The organism is Klebsiella aerogenes (assembly GCA_029027985.1).
GTDB classification, from domain to species: domain Bacteria; phylum Pseudomonadota; class Gammaproteobacteria; order Enterobacterales; family Enterobacteriaceae; genus Klebsiella; species Klebsiella aerogenes_A.
This window is the reverse complement of the sequence record CP119076.1, coordinates 1,902,023-1,917,931: the sequence shown is the minus strand read 5'-3', so window position 1 is coordinate 1,917,931 and position 15,909 is coordinate 1,902,023. Positions and strand designations below refer to the sequence as shown.

General features: G+C 54.4%; 13 protein-coding genes and 2 pseudogenes. 10 read left to right on the top strand and 5 right to left on the bottom strand.

Going from position 1 to position 15,909, the window contains the following annotated elements:
* The first annotated feature begins 139 nt into the window (after positions 1-139).
* Positions 140-1,510, top strand: a complete 1,371-nt coding sequence (locus PYR66_09090; GenBank protein WEF29835.1) for an MFS transporter — start codon at positions 140-142, stop codon at positions 1,508-1,510.
* Positions 1,511-1,575: 65 nt separating this feature from the next.
* Here PYR66_09090 and htpX read toward each other — a convergent pair whose 3' ends face one another.
* The 4 genes and pseudogenes from htpX to PYR66_09070 all read right to left on the bottom strand — a co-directional run bounded on the left by htpX (position 1,576) and on the right by PYR66_09070 (position 6,042).
* A complete protein-coding gene (htpX, locus tag PYR66_09085; protein ID WEF29834.1) occupies positions 1,576-2,460 on the bottom strand; it encodes a protease HtpX in 885 nt (294 codons plus the stop codon).
* 236 nt (positions 2,461-2,696) lie between these two features.
* A pseudogene (gene prc, locus PYR66_09080) lies at positions 2,697-4,744 on the bottom strand (carboxy terminal-processing peptidase).
* 19 nt (positions 4,745-4,763) lie between these two features.
* Entirely contained in the window at positions 4,764-5,447 is a 684-nt protein-coding gene (gene proQ, locus PYR66_09075; GenBank protein ID WEF29833.1) for an RNA chaperone ProQ, read from the bottom strand.
* Positions 5,448-5,528: 81 nt separating this feature from the next.
* A pseudogene (locus PYR66_09070) lies at positions 5,529-6,042 on the bottom strand (GAF domain-containing protein).
* Positions 6,043-6,174: 132 nt separating this feature from the next.
* On the opposite strand from PYR66_09070, the gene yebS reads away from it, so the two are divergent.
* The 5 genes from yebS to PYR66_09045 all read left to right on the top strand — a co-directional run bounded on the left by yebS (position 6,175) and on the right by PYR66_09045 (position 12,226).
* Positions 6,175-7,458 carry a membrane integrity lipid transport subunit YebS gene (gene yebS, locus PYR66_09065; GenBank protein WEF29832.1) on the top strand — a complete coding sequence of 428 codons (1,284 nt, stop codon included), beginning with the start codon at positions 6,175-6,177 and terminating at the stop codon, positions 7,456-7,458.
* Complete coding sequence (locus tag PYR66_09060; protein WEF29831.1) at positions 7,427-10,060, top strand: MlaD family protein; 2,634 nt, start codon at positions 7,427-7,429, stop codon at positions 10,058-10,060. Before yebS ends, PYR66_09060 begins: the two co-directional genes overlap by 32 nt.
* An 85-nt stretch (positions 10,061-10,145) precedes the next feature.
* A complete protein-coding gene (gene rsmF / locus PYR66_09055) occupies positions 10,146-11,579 on the top strand; it encodes a 16S rRNA (cytosine(1407)-C(5))-methyltransferase RsmF (GenBank protein WEF29830.1) in 1,434 nt (477 codons plus the stop codon).
* A 113-nt stretch (positions 11,580-11,692) separates the two neighbouring features.
* Positions 11,693-11,932, top strand: coding sequence for a YebV family protein (locus PYR66_09050; protein WEF30391.1), 240 nt, complete (start codon positions 11,693-11,695; stop codon positions 11,930-11,932).
* A gap of 102 nt (positions 11,933-12,034) precedes the next feature.
* Positions 12,035-12,226, top strand: coding sequence for a YebW family protein (locus PYR66_09045; protein WEF29829.1), 192 nt, complete (start codon positions 12,035-12,037; stop codon positions 12,224-12,226).
* On the opposite strand, the gene pphA is transcribed toward PYR66_09045, so the two are convergent.
* On the bottom strand, positions 12,223-12,876 hold the full coding sequence (pphA, locus tag PYR66_09040; GenBank protein ID WEF29828.1) for a protein-serine/threonine phosphatase: 654 nt from the start codon (positions 12,874-12,876) through the stop codon (positions 12,223-12,225). The two genes, PYR66_09045 and pphA, sit on opposite strands and share 4 nt — an antisense overlap.
* 144 nt (positions 12,877-13,020) lie before the next feature.
* Between pphA and PYR66_09035 the strand changes: the two genes are divergently transcribed.
* The 4 genes from PYR66_09035 (at position 13,021) to PYR66_09020 (ending at position 15,895) form a co-directional block, all read left to right on the top strand.
* A complete protein-coding gene (locus PYR66_09035) occupies positions 13,021-13,992 on the top strand; it encodes a VirK/YbjX family protein (protein WEF30390.1) in 972 nt (323 codons plus the stop codon).
* A 117-nt stretch (positions 13,993-14,109) separates the two neighbouring features.
* On the top strand, positions 14,110-14,253 hold the full coding sequence (locus tag PYR66_09030) for an Ecr family regulatory small membrane protein (protein WEF29827.1): 144 nt from the start codon (positions 14,110-14,112) through the stop codon (positions 14,251-14,253).
* Positions 14,254-14,782: 529 nt separating this feature from the next.
* Positions 14,783-15,355, top strand: coding sequence for a spore coat protein U domain-containing protein (locus tag PYR66_09025; protein ID WEF29826.1), 573 nt, complete (start codon positions 14,783-14,785; stop codon positions 15,353-15,355).
* Positions 15,356-15,376: 21 nt separating this feature from the next.
* Positions 15,377-15,895, top strand: coding sequence for a spore coat U domain-containing protein (locus PYR66_09020; protein ID WEF29825.1), 519 nt, complete (start codon positions 15,377-15,379; stop codon positions 15,893-15,895).
* Positions 15,896-15,909 lie beyond the last annotated feature (14 nt).

Sequence of the window (15,909 nt, the reverse complement as noted above, 5' to 3'; positions counted from 1 at the left end):
GTTTTTTATTATAAATTCACATTATGAGCGTCGCAATCGTTGTTCTGCGACTTGGTTACAAATCTGCGACATACGGCTGAATAATCAATGCTAAAATCATTAATCAGAAAATAGTTTCCCTCAAAGACATCAATTTCACATGGATAAAAAGCTTTTCGATGGCCTGCCGGCACCGCAGCGCTATGGTGCCATTCTGACAATTGTTTTAGGCCTGACGATGGCCGTTCTCGACGGCGCGATCGCCAATGTCGCCCTGCCGACTATTGCCACCGACCTTAATGCCTCGCCGGCGTCTTCAATCTGGATAGTTAACGCCTATCAAATCGCTATTGTGATAGCCCTGCTGCCGCTGTCGTTTCTTGGTGATATGGTTGGCTATCGACGGATCTATAAAATCGGTTTGGTGGTATTTACCATCACGTCGCTGATTTGCGCGCTCTCCCGCAGCCTGGAGATGCTGACGCTGGCGCGCGTCGCACAGGGGTTGGGCGGTGCGGCGCTGATGAGCGTGAACACCGCGCTAATCCGCCTTATCTATCCGAAAAGACAGCTAGGCCGCGGGATGGGTATCAACTCGTTCGTTGTTGCCGTTTCTTCCGCTGCGGGGCCGACCATAGCCGCCGCCATCCTTTCACTCGCTTCCTGGCAGTGGTTGTTTTTGATTAACATACCGCTGGGTATCATTTCCATTTTCCTCGCCATGCGCTTTTTGCCGCCGAACAACACCGCGAGCAAAATTACCCGCTTCGATCTGCCAAGCGCCATCATGAACGCCTTAACCTTCGGGCTACTGATCACCGCCCTCGGCGGTTTTGCTCAAGGGCAATCCGGCTATCTGGTGCTGACGGAAATCATCGCCATGCTGATCATCGGCTTTTTCTTTGTTCGCCGACAACTGAGCATGCCGGTTCCGTTGCTGCCGGTTGATTTGCTGCGCATTCCGCTGTTTTCGCTCTCCATCTGCACTTCAATTTGCTCTTTTTGCGCGCAAATGCTGGCGATGGTTTCCCTCCCCTTCTTCCTGCAAACCGTCATCGGGCGCAGTGAAGTAGAAACCGGGTTGCTGTTAACGCCGTGGCCGTTGGCCACCATGGTGATGGCGCCGTTGGCGGGCTATCTGATTGAAAAGGTTCACGCGGGTCTGCTGGGGGCAATGGGGCTGCTGATTATGGCTTGCGGTCTGTTTGGTCTCGCGCTATTGCCATCCTCGCCTTCCGATCTCGATATCATCTGGCGTATGGCGCTGTGCGGTGCAGGTTTCGGGTTGTTCCAGTCACCGAATAACCACACCATCGTCTCTTCCGCCCCCGGACATCGCAGCGGCGGCGCCAGCGGTATGCTGGGCACAGCGCGACTGCTTGGACAAAGCACCGGCGCGGCGCTGGTCGCCCTGCTGTTTAACCTGTTGGGCGATAGCGGCACCCATACTTCACTACTGTTGGCCGGCACCCTGGCGGTTGTCGCCGCCGCCATCAGCGGGCTGCGGGTAACCCAACCGCGCGCCGCCTGATAAACGGCAAAAAAAATCCGCGGCGCAAAAGCCGCGGATTTTTATTTTCAGCATCTGACGCCAGCTTACTTCAGGTACTCTCCGCTGCGCAGCGCCTCAATACGTTTATCCAACGGCGGGTGAGTCATGAACAGTTCACTCATAGACTTCGCTTTACCGTTGATGCAAAACGCCATCATGCTGCTGGCTTCCTGCGGCTCGTAGCTGGTTTTCAAACGCTGCAGCGCGGCGATCATTTTTTCGCGGCCAACCAGTTTGGCGGAACCGGCATCAGCGTGGAATTCACGGTAGCGCGAGAACCACATGGTAATGATGCTGGCCAGAATACCGAACACCAATTCCAGCACGGTAGCGACGGCAAAGTAAATCAGCGGATTACCGTTGCTGCTTTCACCTTCATCTTCACGGTTGCCGCCGAGGAAACCGGCAGCAATCTGCGCGATAACGCGGGAAATGAAGATCACGAACGTGTTCACTACCCCCTGAATCAGCGTCATGGTCACCATATCGCCGTTGGCGATGTGACTGATTTCGTGGGCAATAACCGCTTCCGCTTCGTCGCGGCTCATATTCTGCAGCAGACCGGTACTGACGGCGACCAGTGAAGCATCACGGCGCGCGCCAGTGGCGAAGGCGTTAATATCAGGGGCGTGATAAATCGCCACCTGCGGCATGCCAATACCCGCCTGTTGCGCTTGCTGCGCGACGGTATTCATCAGCCAGCGTTCCGTTTCGTTACGCGGCTGTTCGATAACTTCCCCGCCAACTGACTTCAGCGCCATCCATTTCGACATCAATAGCGAAACGATCGAGCCACCGAAACCAAACAACAGCGCCATGATCAGCAGGCCAGTCATACTACTTGACTGGATCCCCGTCAGGCTTAGCACCAGCCCGAACACCACCATGACTGCCAGGTTAGTCAGCAGAAAAAGCGCGATTCGCATCATAATATTCTTTTTACCTCGATTTAACAAAACGCACTATGCGATACCCCATATCGTATGGGTCAGATGCTGATTTTCAACTATCAGCCCCCGCTAAGTCACGAGAAAGACACAACTTTACATTTTGTAGCATATCGCTGACACCCTAAACGGGCGCTGACATTTTTGTTGAATAACGTCGACAGAACGTCGAAAAGGAGAAAGTGAAACGGGCACAATCACTTGTGCCCGTTGAGGAGTTATTTGCTCACCGGTGGCTCAACCGCGGTTGATTTTTTTCCTGCTGAGCCAGGTCGATCGCAATATGCACAGTTTCATCAAGATACGGATCCGGCTCCTGATAATCCTTCGGCAGATCGTCGATCTTCTTCAGCAACGGTTTACCTTCGCGTTTCAGGCGATCGTTCACTCGCGCCAGACGAATAGCATCGTCTTCCTCGTTCTCTTTTTCACGCTGCGCGTAGTTGAGAGAAACGATGTTGCGCTTGTCTTTCATCGCGTTAAAGCGGGCGATATCCTTCATGATGTACTGGAATTCCGGATCTTTAGCGATACGGTCTTCATGGCGCTTGAGCAGTTCAGGTTCGAACGGTTTCAGATCGCCGGACTTCACGTAGGTCGCCGGGTCGATGCTATCCCACGGCAGTGCGTTATCTTCATACTTCTCACCAGTATCACGATCTTCTTTACCGGTCGGCATCATGATATCCGGCGTAACGCCTTTACGCTGGGTACTGCCGCCATTAATGCGGTAGAACTTCTGAATGGTGTACTGTACGGAGCCCAACGCTGGCCACTCTGGACGTAGCATCTGATCGTAGATGCGGTTCAACGAACGATACTGCTGGACCGTGCCTTTGCCGAAGGTCGGTTCACCGACGATCAGCGCACGACCATAATCCTGCATCGCAGCGGCAAAGATTTCCGATGCCGAGGCGCTGAAGCGATCGACTAAGACCACCAGCGGGCCTTTGTAGTAGACCACGCCATCGGTGTCGCTGTCTTCGCGGACCTTACCGTTGTTATCACGCACCTGCACGACCGGACCGGATGGGATAAACAGACCGGAGAGCGAAACCGCCTCGGTCAGCGCCCCGCCGCCGTTGCTACGCAGATCGATAACAATGCTGCTGACGTTTTGTTTTTCCAACTTCTGCAACTGAACCTTGACGTCATCGGTCAGGCCAACGTAGAAGCCAGGGATATCCAGCACACCGACTTTGTCTTTACCGACGGTTTTCACCGACATCTTCACCGCGCGGTCTTCAAGACGAATACGCTCGCGGGTCAGCGTGACAATTCGGGTCTTCGCCCCTTTGCCTGCGGGCAGAACTTCAAGGCGCACTTTACTGCCCTTCGGTCCTTTAATCAGCGCGACGACATCATCCAGTCGCCAGCCGATCACATCCACCATGCTCTTACCCGGCTGGCCGACGCCGACAATACGGTCGCCGACGGCAATCGCTTTGCTCTTCGCCGCCGGACCGCCGGCAACCAGTGAATTGATCACCGTATAGTCGTCGTCCATCTGCAGCACCGCGCCGATACCTTCCAGAGACAAGCTCATTTCGGTATTGAACTGTTCGGTGTTGCGCGGAGAGAGATAGTTGGTATGCGGGTCGATTTCGCGCGCGAAGGAGGTCATCGCCAGTGAGAAGACGTCTTCACTGTTGGTTTGGGCCAGGCGACGAATCGCGAACTTGTAGCGACGAGTCAGGGTGTCGCGAATGTCTTTATCGTCTTTACCCGCCAGCTTCAGGCTGAGCTGATCGAACTTCACCTTCGCATCCCACAGGGCGTTAAGCTCGGCTTCGTCCTTCGGCCACGGCGCTTTACTGCGATCGAGGTTGAAGTTATCGTTGCCGGTAAAGTTCATCGGACGATCCAGTACCTTGAGAGCATACTGGTAACGCTCAAAGCGACGCTTTTGCGCAAGGTTGTACAGGTCGTAGAAAACGTCCAGCTTACCGCTGCGCAGCTCATCGCCGATTTTATTCTTTTGCGCCGCAAACTGAGCGACATCGCTGGCCAACAGCACGTTATGGCTGTAGTCCAGCAGATTCAGATAGCGGTCGAAAATTTTTGCCGAAAAGGCGTTGTCGAGATCAAACTGCCGATAATGGGAACGGGTAAAGCGCGAAGTAACGCGCTCGCTCACCGTCGCCTGCTGCGGCTCTTCTTTCAGCACGGGAATTTGATCGACTCGGGTGATATCGTCCACGGCGAACGCGTGGCCTGCTATTGCTAGCAGGCCCGCAAGCGCGGTGAGCTTAAAAAGTTTGTTCATGCCTGGCCCGGCCTCCGTTTCAGAACACCAGGTGTTCTGCGCGTACAATCATTGACATACCAGAAGTCAGCTGTACACGAACGCCATCTTTGGTGATTTCCACAACGGTGGCGTCCATTGCGTTGTTGCCTGCTTTCACTTTCAGGGCCTGACCGACGCTTAATACAGAGACGTCAGACACCGGAGTGAGACGCTGCTCTTCACGCGGTGCTTTGTTGGCGGCGGCAGGACGCGGCTTACGCTGTTCAGTACCTTCTTTACGGCGAGCCTGCGGCTGAGGACGCGGTTTACGCTCACGGCGTGCCCCTTCTTCCTGCTGGCCTGCTGCTGCGGCTTCGCGCTTCTTAGCCTGCTGGCTGGCGCGCTGCGCCTGAACGCGAGCTTTGGCTTCTTCGAGCTGCTGACGGGCGTGAGCAACGTGTTGCTCTTCCAGTTCGCCGCACGGGTTGCCGTCGAGGTCAACGCGAATCGCCCCCGCTTTCACGCCGTACAGATAACGCCAGCTCGAAGTATAAAGACGTAAGGCAGCGCGAAGTTGGGTTTTGCTGAGATTCATCTCACCACCCACTCGCTCTACAAGATCCTGAAAAATACCGATTTTCAGGGGGCGCGCTTCGCCTTCAGCGCTGAAACACTGAGGAAAACGTTCGGCCAGAAACGCGATTACTTCTTTACTGCTATTCAACTTAGGTTGATTTTCCATGAAATTTCCTGATTACAACGGACGTAGCCAACAAGCCGCAGGCATGAACAGGCGTCATTATAATGACGTCATCGCTAAATGCTACGTTATCCGTTGATTATCCTGCGACGCGGGTAAAGATTTTTTGATAATCGGTCGCCGCGATAAGCGTTTCAAGGCGCGCGACAAGCTCTGCCAGCCCCTGTTCATCTTCCGCCGTGAAGCGGGAAAACGCCGTGCTGTCGATATCAAGAACGCCGATAATCTGATTATTCACCTGCAATGGAAAGACGATTTCCGAATTGCTGGCGGCATCACAGGCAATATGGCCGTCAAACGCATGCACATCTTCCACGCGCTGGGCGCGATTCTGCGCCACAGCGGAGCCGCAAACGCCTCGCCCCACCGGAATACGCACGCAAGCCAGCTTGCCCTGGAACGGCCCCAGCACCAGCGTGTCGCCTTCCAGCAGATAAAAACCGGCCCAGTTGACTTCCTCCAGGCGCTCAAACAGCAACGCGCTGGTATTCGAGATCATTGCCAGAAAACTGGTTTCGCCTGCCATTAGCGCCTGAAAATCGCGGTTCAGATCCGCGTAGAATTCTGTCTTGTTCATTTTTTAATCACTTAGTTGTCTTACTATCTCATCTGCAGAGTCTACTAAAATAAGCATTAAATGCGCTCGGGCTCAAGATGAATTCATTCCTGGGTTAATATAGTGGGATACATTCATTCCTGTACGTAATAAATGCTGATAAAAACACCACAAATTACGCCGACAAAGAAGATTACCGTTCATTCGGTCAGTTCGCCAACGCCGCATGCGCACTATCAGCGCTGCGCGCAGTGTGACATGCTTTTCCGTATACCGGTTGTGAAAAGAGATCAGTGCGCCTGGTGTCCCCGCTGCAACGCGAAGGTTCGCGATGGCCGCGACTGGTCTCTTTCCCGACTCGCCAGTATGGCGTTTACGATGATGCTGCTGATGCCGTTCGCCTGGAGCGAGCCGCTGCTGCGTTTGCATCTGCTGGGTGTGCGCATCGACGCTAATGTCCTGCAGGGGATCTGGCAGATGACGAACCAGGGCGACCCGATTACCGCCGCCATGGTGCTCTTCTGCGCGGTCGTCGCGCCGGTGCTATTAGTGGTCTCAATCGCCTACCTCTGGCTTGGCAACGTGCTGGGAATGAACCTGCGCCCGGTTCTGCTGATGCTCGGCAAACTTAAAGAGTGGGTCATGCTGGATATCTACCTGGTCGGTATCGGCGTCGCCTCGATTAAAGTCCAGGATTACGCTTTCCTGCAACCCGGTATCGGTCTGATCGCTTTTATCTCCCTGACGCTGTTGAGCATCCTGACGCTAATTCATATGAACGTCGAAGAACTGTGGGAGCGTTTTTACCCCGAACGCCCGGCGATGCGCTACGATAACAACCTTCAGGTCTGCACCGGCTGCCACTATACCGGCTATCGCGATCCCCGCGGCCGCTGCCGCCGTTGCCACTCTCCCCTGCATCATCGACGGCCGCAAAGCCTGCAGCGCAGTTGGGCGGCCTTGCTGGCGTCAATTGTTTTTCTGCTTCCAGCCAACCTGCTGCCGATCTCGATAATCTACGTCAACGGCGCGCGTCAGGACGATACTATTTTGTCAGGGATCATTTCACTGGCTAACAGTAATGTCGCCATCGCCGGCGTGGTGTTTATCGCCAGTATTTTGGTACCATTCACCAAAGTTATAGTGTTATTTACCCTACTGGTCAGCATACAATTCAAGTGCGAACAGGGGTTGCGTACCCGCATCCTGCTGCTGCGGCTGATTACCTGGATCGGCCGCTGGTCGATGTTGGATCTTTTTGTTATCTCATTAACTATGTCGCTGATAAACCGCGATCAGCTCCTCGCCTTTACCATGGGGCCAGCGGCGGTTTATTTCGGTGGCGCGGTAATTTTAACTATCCTTGCAGTTGAATGGCTGGACAGCCGCTTACTTTGGGACGCTCATGAGTCAGGAAACGCCCGCTTCGCCGACTGAAGCCAAAATAAAAACGAAACGTCGCATCTCGCCTTTTTGGCTGCTGCCGGTCATTGCGCTAATGATTGCCGCATGGCTCATCTGGACCAGCTTCGAAGGCCGGGGAACGACCATCACCATCGATTTCCAGTCCGCGAACGGCATTGTTCCGGGGCGCACGCCTATCCGCTATCAGGGGGTGGAAGTCGGCACGGTACAAGATATCTCGCTGAGTAAAGATCTGAACAAGATCGAGGTGTCCGCCAGCGTGAAGAGCGATATGAAAGACGCCCTGCGCAAGGATACTCAATTCTGGCTGGTCACGCCTAAAGCGTCTCTGGCCGGGGTTTCCGGGTTGGATGCGCTGGTCGGCGGCAACTATATCGGCATGATGCCGGGTAAAGGCGAACCGGAAGATCATTTCGTCGCCCTTGATACTCAGCCGAAATACCGCATCAACAATGGCGAACTGATGATTCACCTGCAGGCTCCCGACCTCGGTTCACTGAGTAGCGGGTCGCTGGTCTATTTCCGCAAGATCCCAGTGGGTCGGGTGTATGACTATACCCTTAACGCCAACAACCAGGGGGTGACGATCGATGTCTTAATCGAACGTCGTTTCACCAATCTGGTGAAAAAAGGCAGCCGTTTCTGGAACGTCTCCGGTATCAAAGCGGACGTCAGCCTCAGCGGCGCGAAAGTGCAATTAGAAAATCTTTCTGCCCTGGTTAACGGCGCCATCGCCTTTGACTCGCCGGATGACTCAAAAACGGCGACGCAAAATGACGAGTACAATTTGTACGAGGATTTAGCGCACAGCCAGCGCGGCGTGCTGGTGACACTGGACCTGCCCGACGGTGACGGGTTGAAAGCAGGCTCTACGCCGCTGATGTATCAGGGGCTGGAAGTCGGTCAGTTAACCCGGTTGAATCTCAACCCTGGCGGCAACGTCACCGGCGAGATGACCGTCGATCCGAGCGTGGTCACGCTGCTGCGTGATAAGACGCTGATTCAAATGAAAAAGCCGAAAATCTCGCTGGATAATCCGAGCGTGAGCGCCCTACTCACCGGCAATACCTTTGAACTGGTGCCTGGCGAAGGCGAACCGCGTAACCACTTCACGGTCATGCCGGCCGATAAAGCGCTGCTGGAGGAGCCAAACGTCGCCACCGTCACACTCTCGGCGCCGGAGAGTTACGGTATCGATGCCGGCCAACCGCTGGTGCTGCATGGGGTAAAAGTCGGCCAGGTACTGGAGCGTAAGTTGACGGCGCAAGGCGTCACCTTCCAGGTCGCTATTTCGCCGGAGTATCGTAATCTGGTTCGCGGCGACAGCAAATTCGTCGTCAACAGCCGCCTTGATGTCAAAGTCGGGCTGGATGGCGTGCAGGTGCTGGGCGCCAGCGCCAGCGAATGGGTAGATGGCGGGATCCGCATACTGCCGGGTGAAAAAGGTGAAATTCAGAGCCGCTATCCACTGTATGCCAATCTTGAGAAAGCCGAGGAAAATAGTCTCAGCGATGTCCCAACCACCACGCTCAGCCTCACCGCGGAGACCCTGCCAGACGTACAGGCCGGTTCTGTGGTGCTGTATCGGAAATTCGCCGTCGGCGAGATTATTTCCGTGAAGCCGCGCAGCAATGCTTTCGATATTGACCTGCATATCAAGCCGGAGTACCGCCACCTGCTAACCAACAATAGCGTCTTCTGGGCGGAAGGCGGGGCGAAAGTACAGCTCGACGGCAACGGTTTAACCGTACAGGCTTCACCGCTGGCCCGCGCCCTGAAAGGCGCTATCAGTTTTGACAATCTCACCAGCAGCAGCGCCAACACGCGCCTGAACAATAAACGTATCCTGTACGCCTCCGAAACCGCCGCTCGCGCAGTTGGCGGTCAAATCACGCTGCACGCTTTCGACGCCGGTAAAATGGCAGCGGGAATGCCCATCCGCTATCTCGGCATTACCATCGGCCAGATCCAGTCGTTGGAGCTGATGACGGCGAAGAACGAAGTACAGGCGAAAGCAGTGCTCTATCCGGAGTATGTCGGCACCTTCGCCCGCGGCGGTACCCGTTTCTCCGTCATTACGCCGCAGATATCCGCCGCTGGCGTCGAGCACCTGGATACCATTTTCCAGCCGTATATCAACGTCGAACCCGGCCGCGGCTCGCCGCGTCGCGACTTTGAGATTCAGGAGACGACGATCAGCGATTCGCGCTACATCGATGGCCTGAGCATTATCGTCGAGGTACCAGAAGCCGGTTCGCTGGGTATTGGTACACCGGTACTCTTCCGCGGCCTGGAAGTTGGCACGGTGACCGGACTGACGCTCGGTTCGATGTCCGATCGCGTGATGGTTAAGCTGCGCATTAGTAAGCGTTACCAATACCTGGTACGTAATAACTCGGTGTTCTGGCTGGCTTCCGGCTATAGTCTCGACTTCGGCCTGATTGGCGGGGTAGTGAAAACCGGTACCTTCAATCAGTTCATTCGTGGCGGTATCGCCTTCGCTACGCCGCCAGGAACGCCGCTGGCGCCGAAAGCGCAGGATGGTAAACACTTCCTGCTGCTGGAAAGCGAGCCAAAAGAGTGGCGCGATTGGGGTACCGCGTTGCCGAATTAACCCCCTGACAACACATAACGCCCCGGTGTCCCGCACCGGGGCGTTATGCTAAACTGCGCACCCTTTTTTCTTGTGGTGCGCTCCCGTGGCTCAAAACGCTGTCTATCTTCCAGAACCCTTCCTCGCTCAAATGCGCGCGGCCATGCCGACGCATCTCTCCTTCGATGACTTTATCGCCGCCTGCCAGCGCCCGCTGCGCCGCAGCATCCGCGTCAATACATTGAAGATAACGGTTGCTGATTTTCTGCAACGGGTCGCGCCATATGGTTGGCAGCTAACGCCGGTGCCGTGGTGCGCCGAGGGCTTCTGGATTGAGCGTGATGATGAAGACACCCTGCCACTGGGCAGTACGGCAGAACACCTGAGCGGGCTATTTTATATTCAGGAAGCCAGTTCAATGCTGCCGGTAGCCGCACTGTTCGCCGATGGCGAAATGCCTGAGCGGGTGATGGATGTCGCCGCCGCGCCGGGCTCCAAAACCACGCAGATTGCCGCCCGCATGGGGAATCGGGGCGGGATCCTGGCCAATGAATTTTCCGCCAGCCGCGTCAAAGTGCTCCATGCCAATATCAGCCGCTGCGGCATCAGCAACGTCGCTCTCACCCACTTCGACGGACGCGTGTTCGGCGCGGCGCTGCCGGAGTGTTTTGGCGCGATTTTACTCGACGCCCCCTGCTCCGGCGAAGGTGTTGTGCGTAAAGATCCCGACGCGCTAAAAAACTGGTCGCCGGAAAGTAATCTGGAGATTGCCGCCACCCAACGCGAGCTGATTGACAGCGCTTTCCACGCTCTGCGTCCCGGCGGAACTCTGGTCTACTCTACCTGTACGCTTAACCGCGAAGAAAACGAAGAGGTCGTCAACTGGCTGCGGCAAACCTACCCGCATGCGGTGGAAGTACAGCCATTGGGGTCGCTATTCCCTCAGGCGCAAGAGGCCCTTACCGACGAAGGCTTTCTGCATGTGTTCCCGCAGATTTTTGACTGTGAAGGCTTCTTCGTCGCCCGCCTGCGTAAAACGGCCGCTATCGATCCGCTGCCAACACCGGGTTACAAAGTGGGCAAGTTCCCGTTCGCGCCGATGAAGGGGCGTGAAGCTGCCGCAGCGACCGCCGCCGCTAACGCCGTCGGCCTACAGTGGGGAGAACATCTCCACCTCTGGCAGCGCGATAAAGAGATCTGGCTGTTCCCGCAAGCCCTGGAAGCGCTGATCGGCCAGGTGCGGTTCTCCCGTATTGGCATTCGTCTCGCCGAAACACATAACAAAGGCTACCGCTGGCAACATGAAGCAGTGATCGCGCTGGCCGCACCGCAGACGCCCTTTGAGCTCACCCTGGCGGAAGCGGAAGAGTGGTATCGCGGGCGCGATGTCTATCCGGACGCGCCGCCGCAGCAGGATGATGCTATCGTCACCTTCCAGGGCATTCCGCTCGGTCTCGCCAAACGCGTGGGTTCCCGTCTGAAAAACAGCTACCCCCGCGAACTGGTGCGTGACGGTAAACTTTTTGCTGGCAAGGCGTGACGGCAGGCAGAAAAAGCGCACTTTTTGATTGGCGATTTGCTCCCCGTTGTCTACGCTGAAAAATGACGGCCTAACTGGTCGTACCACAACTCAGCAGACAAACGGGGTGAATGATGAGTAAGACTAACGTACGAATCGGCGCGTTTGAAATAGACGACGCCGAGCTGCACGGCGAATCACAAGGTGAGCGAACGTTAAGCATTCCTTGTAAATCCGATCCTGACTTATGTATGCAGCTGGATGGTTGGGATGCCGAAACCAGCGTTCCCGCCATCCTCAATGGTGAACATTCCGTCCTCTACCGCAAACACTACGACCGCCACACTGATGCCTGGGTCATGCGCCTTGCCTGACTCAAATGAACCCGTCGCCTGAGACGGGTTATTTATATCCCTCCCTCGCTGCGCTAACTTCCCCTACACTTAACGCTATGTTCATTCGCTAATGAGGGCAGGATGTTCGCCTTAGTGTTATTCATTTGCTATCTGGACGGCGGTTGCGAAGACATCGTAGTGGATATCTACGATAACGAACGGCAATGCCTGGTCGCCATGGACGATCAACGCATTCGCCAGGGCGGCTGTTTTCCGGTGGAAGATTTTATCGATGGATTTTGGCGTCCGGCGACTGAATATAGCGATTTTTAAGCCGCCGACTGTAACTGCACCAACGTCAGTTCGCCGCCAAATACCGCGCCGGTATCAATGTAGTGCTGGTTGTCACTGTCGTAACGACGTTTAAGCGGCGTATGCCCAAACCAGAAATGATCCGCTCCGGTTATCGCGCCGTGTCTCCCCGCCAGATGATCGGTCAGACGCTGACGACGCCACAGCACCTGATGTTCATCCACCGGCAACTGCCAGCGATAAGCATTAGCTGGATAATCGGCATGGGCAATCACGTGGGTAACCTCCCCACAATGGAGTTCAATAATCAGCGGCAGTTCAGCACAACGGACAAACAGCGCATCCGCCAGCCGTTTCCGCTCACGCGAGCTGCTCTGATACCAGTCGCCGCCGTTCATCATCCACAGCGCCATCTCCCCGCCCGCCAGCGCATCCAACGCCATCTGTTCGTGGTTGCCGCGCACCGCGTTGAACCAGCGGCAGCGTAGCAGACCCAGACAATCCACACTCTGCGGCCCGCGATCGATCAAATCGCCGACTGAAATAAGCAGATCCTGCCATGGGTCAAATTTCAACTGCCGCAATTGCGACATTAATAAACCAAAACAACCATGTAGATCGCCCACCAGCCAGATATTACGCCAGACGCTACCTTCCATTCGCTGATACATATTTCACCTCACAGGTTAATTATAGAAAATATTACTGGCGGTGAAGGGACTTAAATTCACACCTCAATCAACGCTAAACAAGGCGGAAATATAGTCTGGCGAACCATTAAGCTTGTCCCGCGAGATCCTTAAAATAGAGATCAAATAACGACGAGGTATTACATCGTGACGGACAATAGCCTGCAATCACCCTGCACACTTCAGCAACGTTCAAATCTCATAGCCGATCTGGTTACGGGGCGCATCACACCTGCGCCTATCTGGCAAAAGCGCAGCTATCGGCTCAAATTCCTGCTGCGTACGGCGCTGTTCTATAAGCCAACGCGCGATATGCTGGATAGCCTCTCCGCACGCGCTGATTTCCGCCAGTTGCTGGCGGCGCAGGTCACACTGCCAGGCAAGGCCCATCGCCAGTATCTGACGCGCGATCTCAACGCTCGCCAACGTTCGCAGGCCATCATCAGCCATTATCAGTACATCGACACGTTGGCGGGCAATCGCCTGGCGGCGGCGATGGTATCAGCCACGGAACTGCCGCTGCTGACGCTACATGGCAAAGATGACGCGGCCTTCACGCTTTCGGCATCATCCGCAGGAAAAGCCGAACGAGAAGGTGAAACCACCCTATGGCTACGCGATGCCGATCGCCAGCTGCTGGCTAGCGTGACGTTTAGCGTTGTCCGTCATCAGGATCAGTGGCAAGTCGTCATCGGAGGGTTGCAGGGACCGCGGCGTCATGTCTCACACGACGTGATTAAACAAGCGACTCGCGCCTGTTATGGCCTGTTCCCCAAACGTCTGCTGCTTGAATTCATCTGGCTACTAGCCGCACAAAGCCCTATTCAGGCGGTTTACGGCGTCAGTGATAATGGCCATGTGTTCCGCGCCCTGCGCTACCGGTTAAGCAAAGGCCGTCATTTCCACGCCAGTTATGATGAATTCTGGCAGTCTATCGAAGGCGTTCCGGACAGCCTCTATCGCTGGCGATTGCCGCTACGTCTGGAAAGAAAATCGATTGGCAGTATCGCCAGTAAAAAACGCGCGGAATACCGCCGTCGTTTTCAATTAATGGATGATATGGCCGTACAGGTGGCCAATCTGATGACTCCAGCGTAAATATTAACGTCTTATTACTAAAAAAAGCGCTGTTTTATATAACGGCGTTTGCATCTGCTCGTGCTTTGGTTAATATCGTGGCCTGTTGATAATTGGTTTAAGTTGGCCATTGACATTATGAGCAAAACTGAAATTTTTTTACTACTGGTTATTCTGCTTATTTTAAGTAGTGCCCTGTGGTTTATTTTCAGCGACGAGATATGGGTACTGGTCAGCTACCTGGAATCGTTGCTGTATCCGACGCTTATCGTCCCGGAATAATTCCTTGTGATGTCTCAGCCTACCGATTCAGTTCAATATTTAACAATTAGCTGAATAACCTCATCAACCAGCCACAAAACCGCATTAATTGTATAACATTTGAGAATTGCTTTGTTTTATTTGTCATACAAATATGTATACTGACGACTTCCGATGTAGACCCACCTTTCACCTGCACTGTGGGTCTGGTTACGTGCAGGTGCATTTTTTTGCTCTCCCCCCTACTAACATCTTCCCTGGCATTTCGCCAAAAATATGCATGACCGCGCATTTGCAAAAAATGTGCTGGCCTGCGACTCTCCCGCTTCGTTTTTTTTAGCATCTAACTCGACAAAAAAACGAAAAAATCAAAATAAAATCCAAAAATAAAACAAATTGCAAAATAAAAAACCATAAAAGCAACAAAGAAAAGACCAATATAAAAAATAAGCATTTTTTCTTTGTAGCGATTATATATTGATTAATGAGACTAATCTCATAGTCAAAAGAACAGAATCTTACACAGCGACTTTCAATCCAGAGGTTCATCATGAACGTCAAAACCATTTCGCGTAGTCTGCTTGGCGGTCTTATCACATCGACACTTCTCATTCAGGCATCATCGGTCAATGCGGCTGGGTTAACCACCGGTACATTAACGGGGCAGATCGGCGTACAGCTTACGATTGGCTCCGGCTGTACCGTCACCAATGGCGCAAGCGCAAACGGCGTTAACAGCTGGGGCACCATTGATTTCGGAACCTATAGCGATCTGGCTAACGCCATCGATAGCAATCTGATTGGCAGCGGCGGCGCCAGCGCCGTTTCAATCATCTGTAGCAATAATCTTCCTGCTACGCTGACGCTGAATGACGGCGAACATGTGGGGTCAAGCGGACTTCGCCAAATGGAAACCGCCGATGGCGATCGGATTGTGTATCGCCTCTATTCAAATAGTACTCGCCAGGCAGAATTTACCAGCGCCGGAATTGGCATTACGGGTACTGGCCTCGCCCAGGACATTCCGATTTATGCACGCGTATTACCGGCCGATCAGAGCAACGTCGTCGCCCCAACCGCCGGTTTTTACCAGGACATGGTGACCGCGACATTAACCTGGTAACAGTCTGGAGAAACGGAGGTCATGTTGCGCGCAATTTGGCTGTTATGTTTACTTTTCTCAACCGCAGGCAGTTGGGCCGACACCGTACAGAAAAGCTTTAAAGTCACAGCACAGATCACCACCGGTTGCCTGCTTGGTAGCGGGACAGGTACGCCGAGCGCCGATTTTGGCACCTTAGACTTTGGCTCCATGTCGTCGCTCTACAGCAACGTTGATGTCGCCAGCTCCGCCGGAGCTGGCTCTATCGTGGTGGCCTGTACACCGGGTATGGCGGTCACCGTGGCCCTCGACTATGGCGTCAACGGCGGCTCAGTCTCCCAGCGCTATATGTCCAACGGCAGCGGTAATACGCTGGCTTACCAACTTTTTCAGGATTCTAACCGCTCGACCGTTTGGGGAACTGGCGCTCAGGCTTACAGCATCGCCTCATTCCCCGGCACAACACAAACTTATACGGTTTATGGCCGCCTTTTTGCCACGAATGGCTTCCCGGCGCAGGGTTCATATACCGACACTGTTACGGTCACGCTGACCTATTAAAATAAGACAGGATG

Bases quoted from the DNA above. Each gene is read 5' to 3' on its own strand.
- PYR66_09045 (WEF29829.1), top strand. From the start codon at position 12,035: ATGTTCGCCTTAGTGTTATTCATTTGCTATCTGGACGGCGGTTGCGAA.
- PYR66_09025 (WEF29826.1), top strand. From the start codon at position 14,783: ATGAACGTCAAAACCATTTCGCGTAGTCTGCTTGGCGGTCTTATCACA.
- PYR66_09050 (WEF30391.1), top strand. From the start codon at position 11,693: ATGAGTAAGACTAACGTACGAATCGGCGCGTTTGAAATAGACGACGCC.
- pphA (WEF29828.1), bottom strand. From the start codon at position 12,876: ATGTATCAGCGAATGGAAGGTAGCGTCTGGCGTAATATCTGGCTGGTG.
- PYR66_09060 (WEF29831.1), top strand. From the start codon at position 7,427: ATGAGTCAGGAAACGCCCGCTTCGCCGACTGAAGCCAAAATAAAAACG.
- yebS (WEF29832.1), top strand. From the start codon at position 6,175: ATGCTGATAAAAACACCACAAATTACGCCGACAAAGAAGATTACCGTT.
- htpX (WEF29834.1), bottom strand. From the start codon at position 2,460: ATGATGCGAATCGCGCTTTTTCTGCTGACTAACCTGGCAGTCATGGTG.
- PYR66_09030 (WEF29827.1), top strand. From the start codon at position 14,110: ATGAGCAAAACTGAAATTTTTTTACTACTGGTTATTCTGCTTATTTTA.
- proQ (WEF29833.1), bottom strand. From the start codon at position 5,447: ATGGAAAATCAACCTAAGTTGAATAGCAGTAAAGAAGTAATCGCGTTT.
- PYR66_09090 (WEF29835.1), top strand. From the start codon at position 140: ATGGATAAAAAGCTTTTCGATGGCCTGCCGGCACCGCAGCGCTATGGT.
- PYR66_09020 (WEF29825.1), top strand. From the start codon at position 15,377: ATGTTGCGCGCAATTTGGCTGTTATGTTTACTTTTCTCAACCGCAGGC.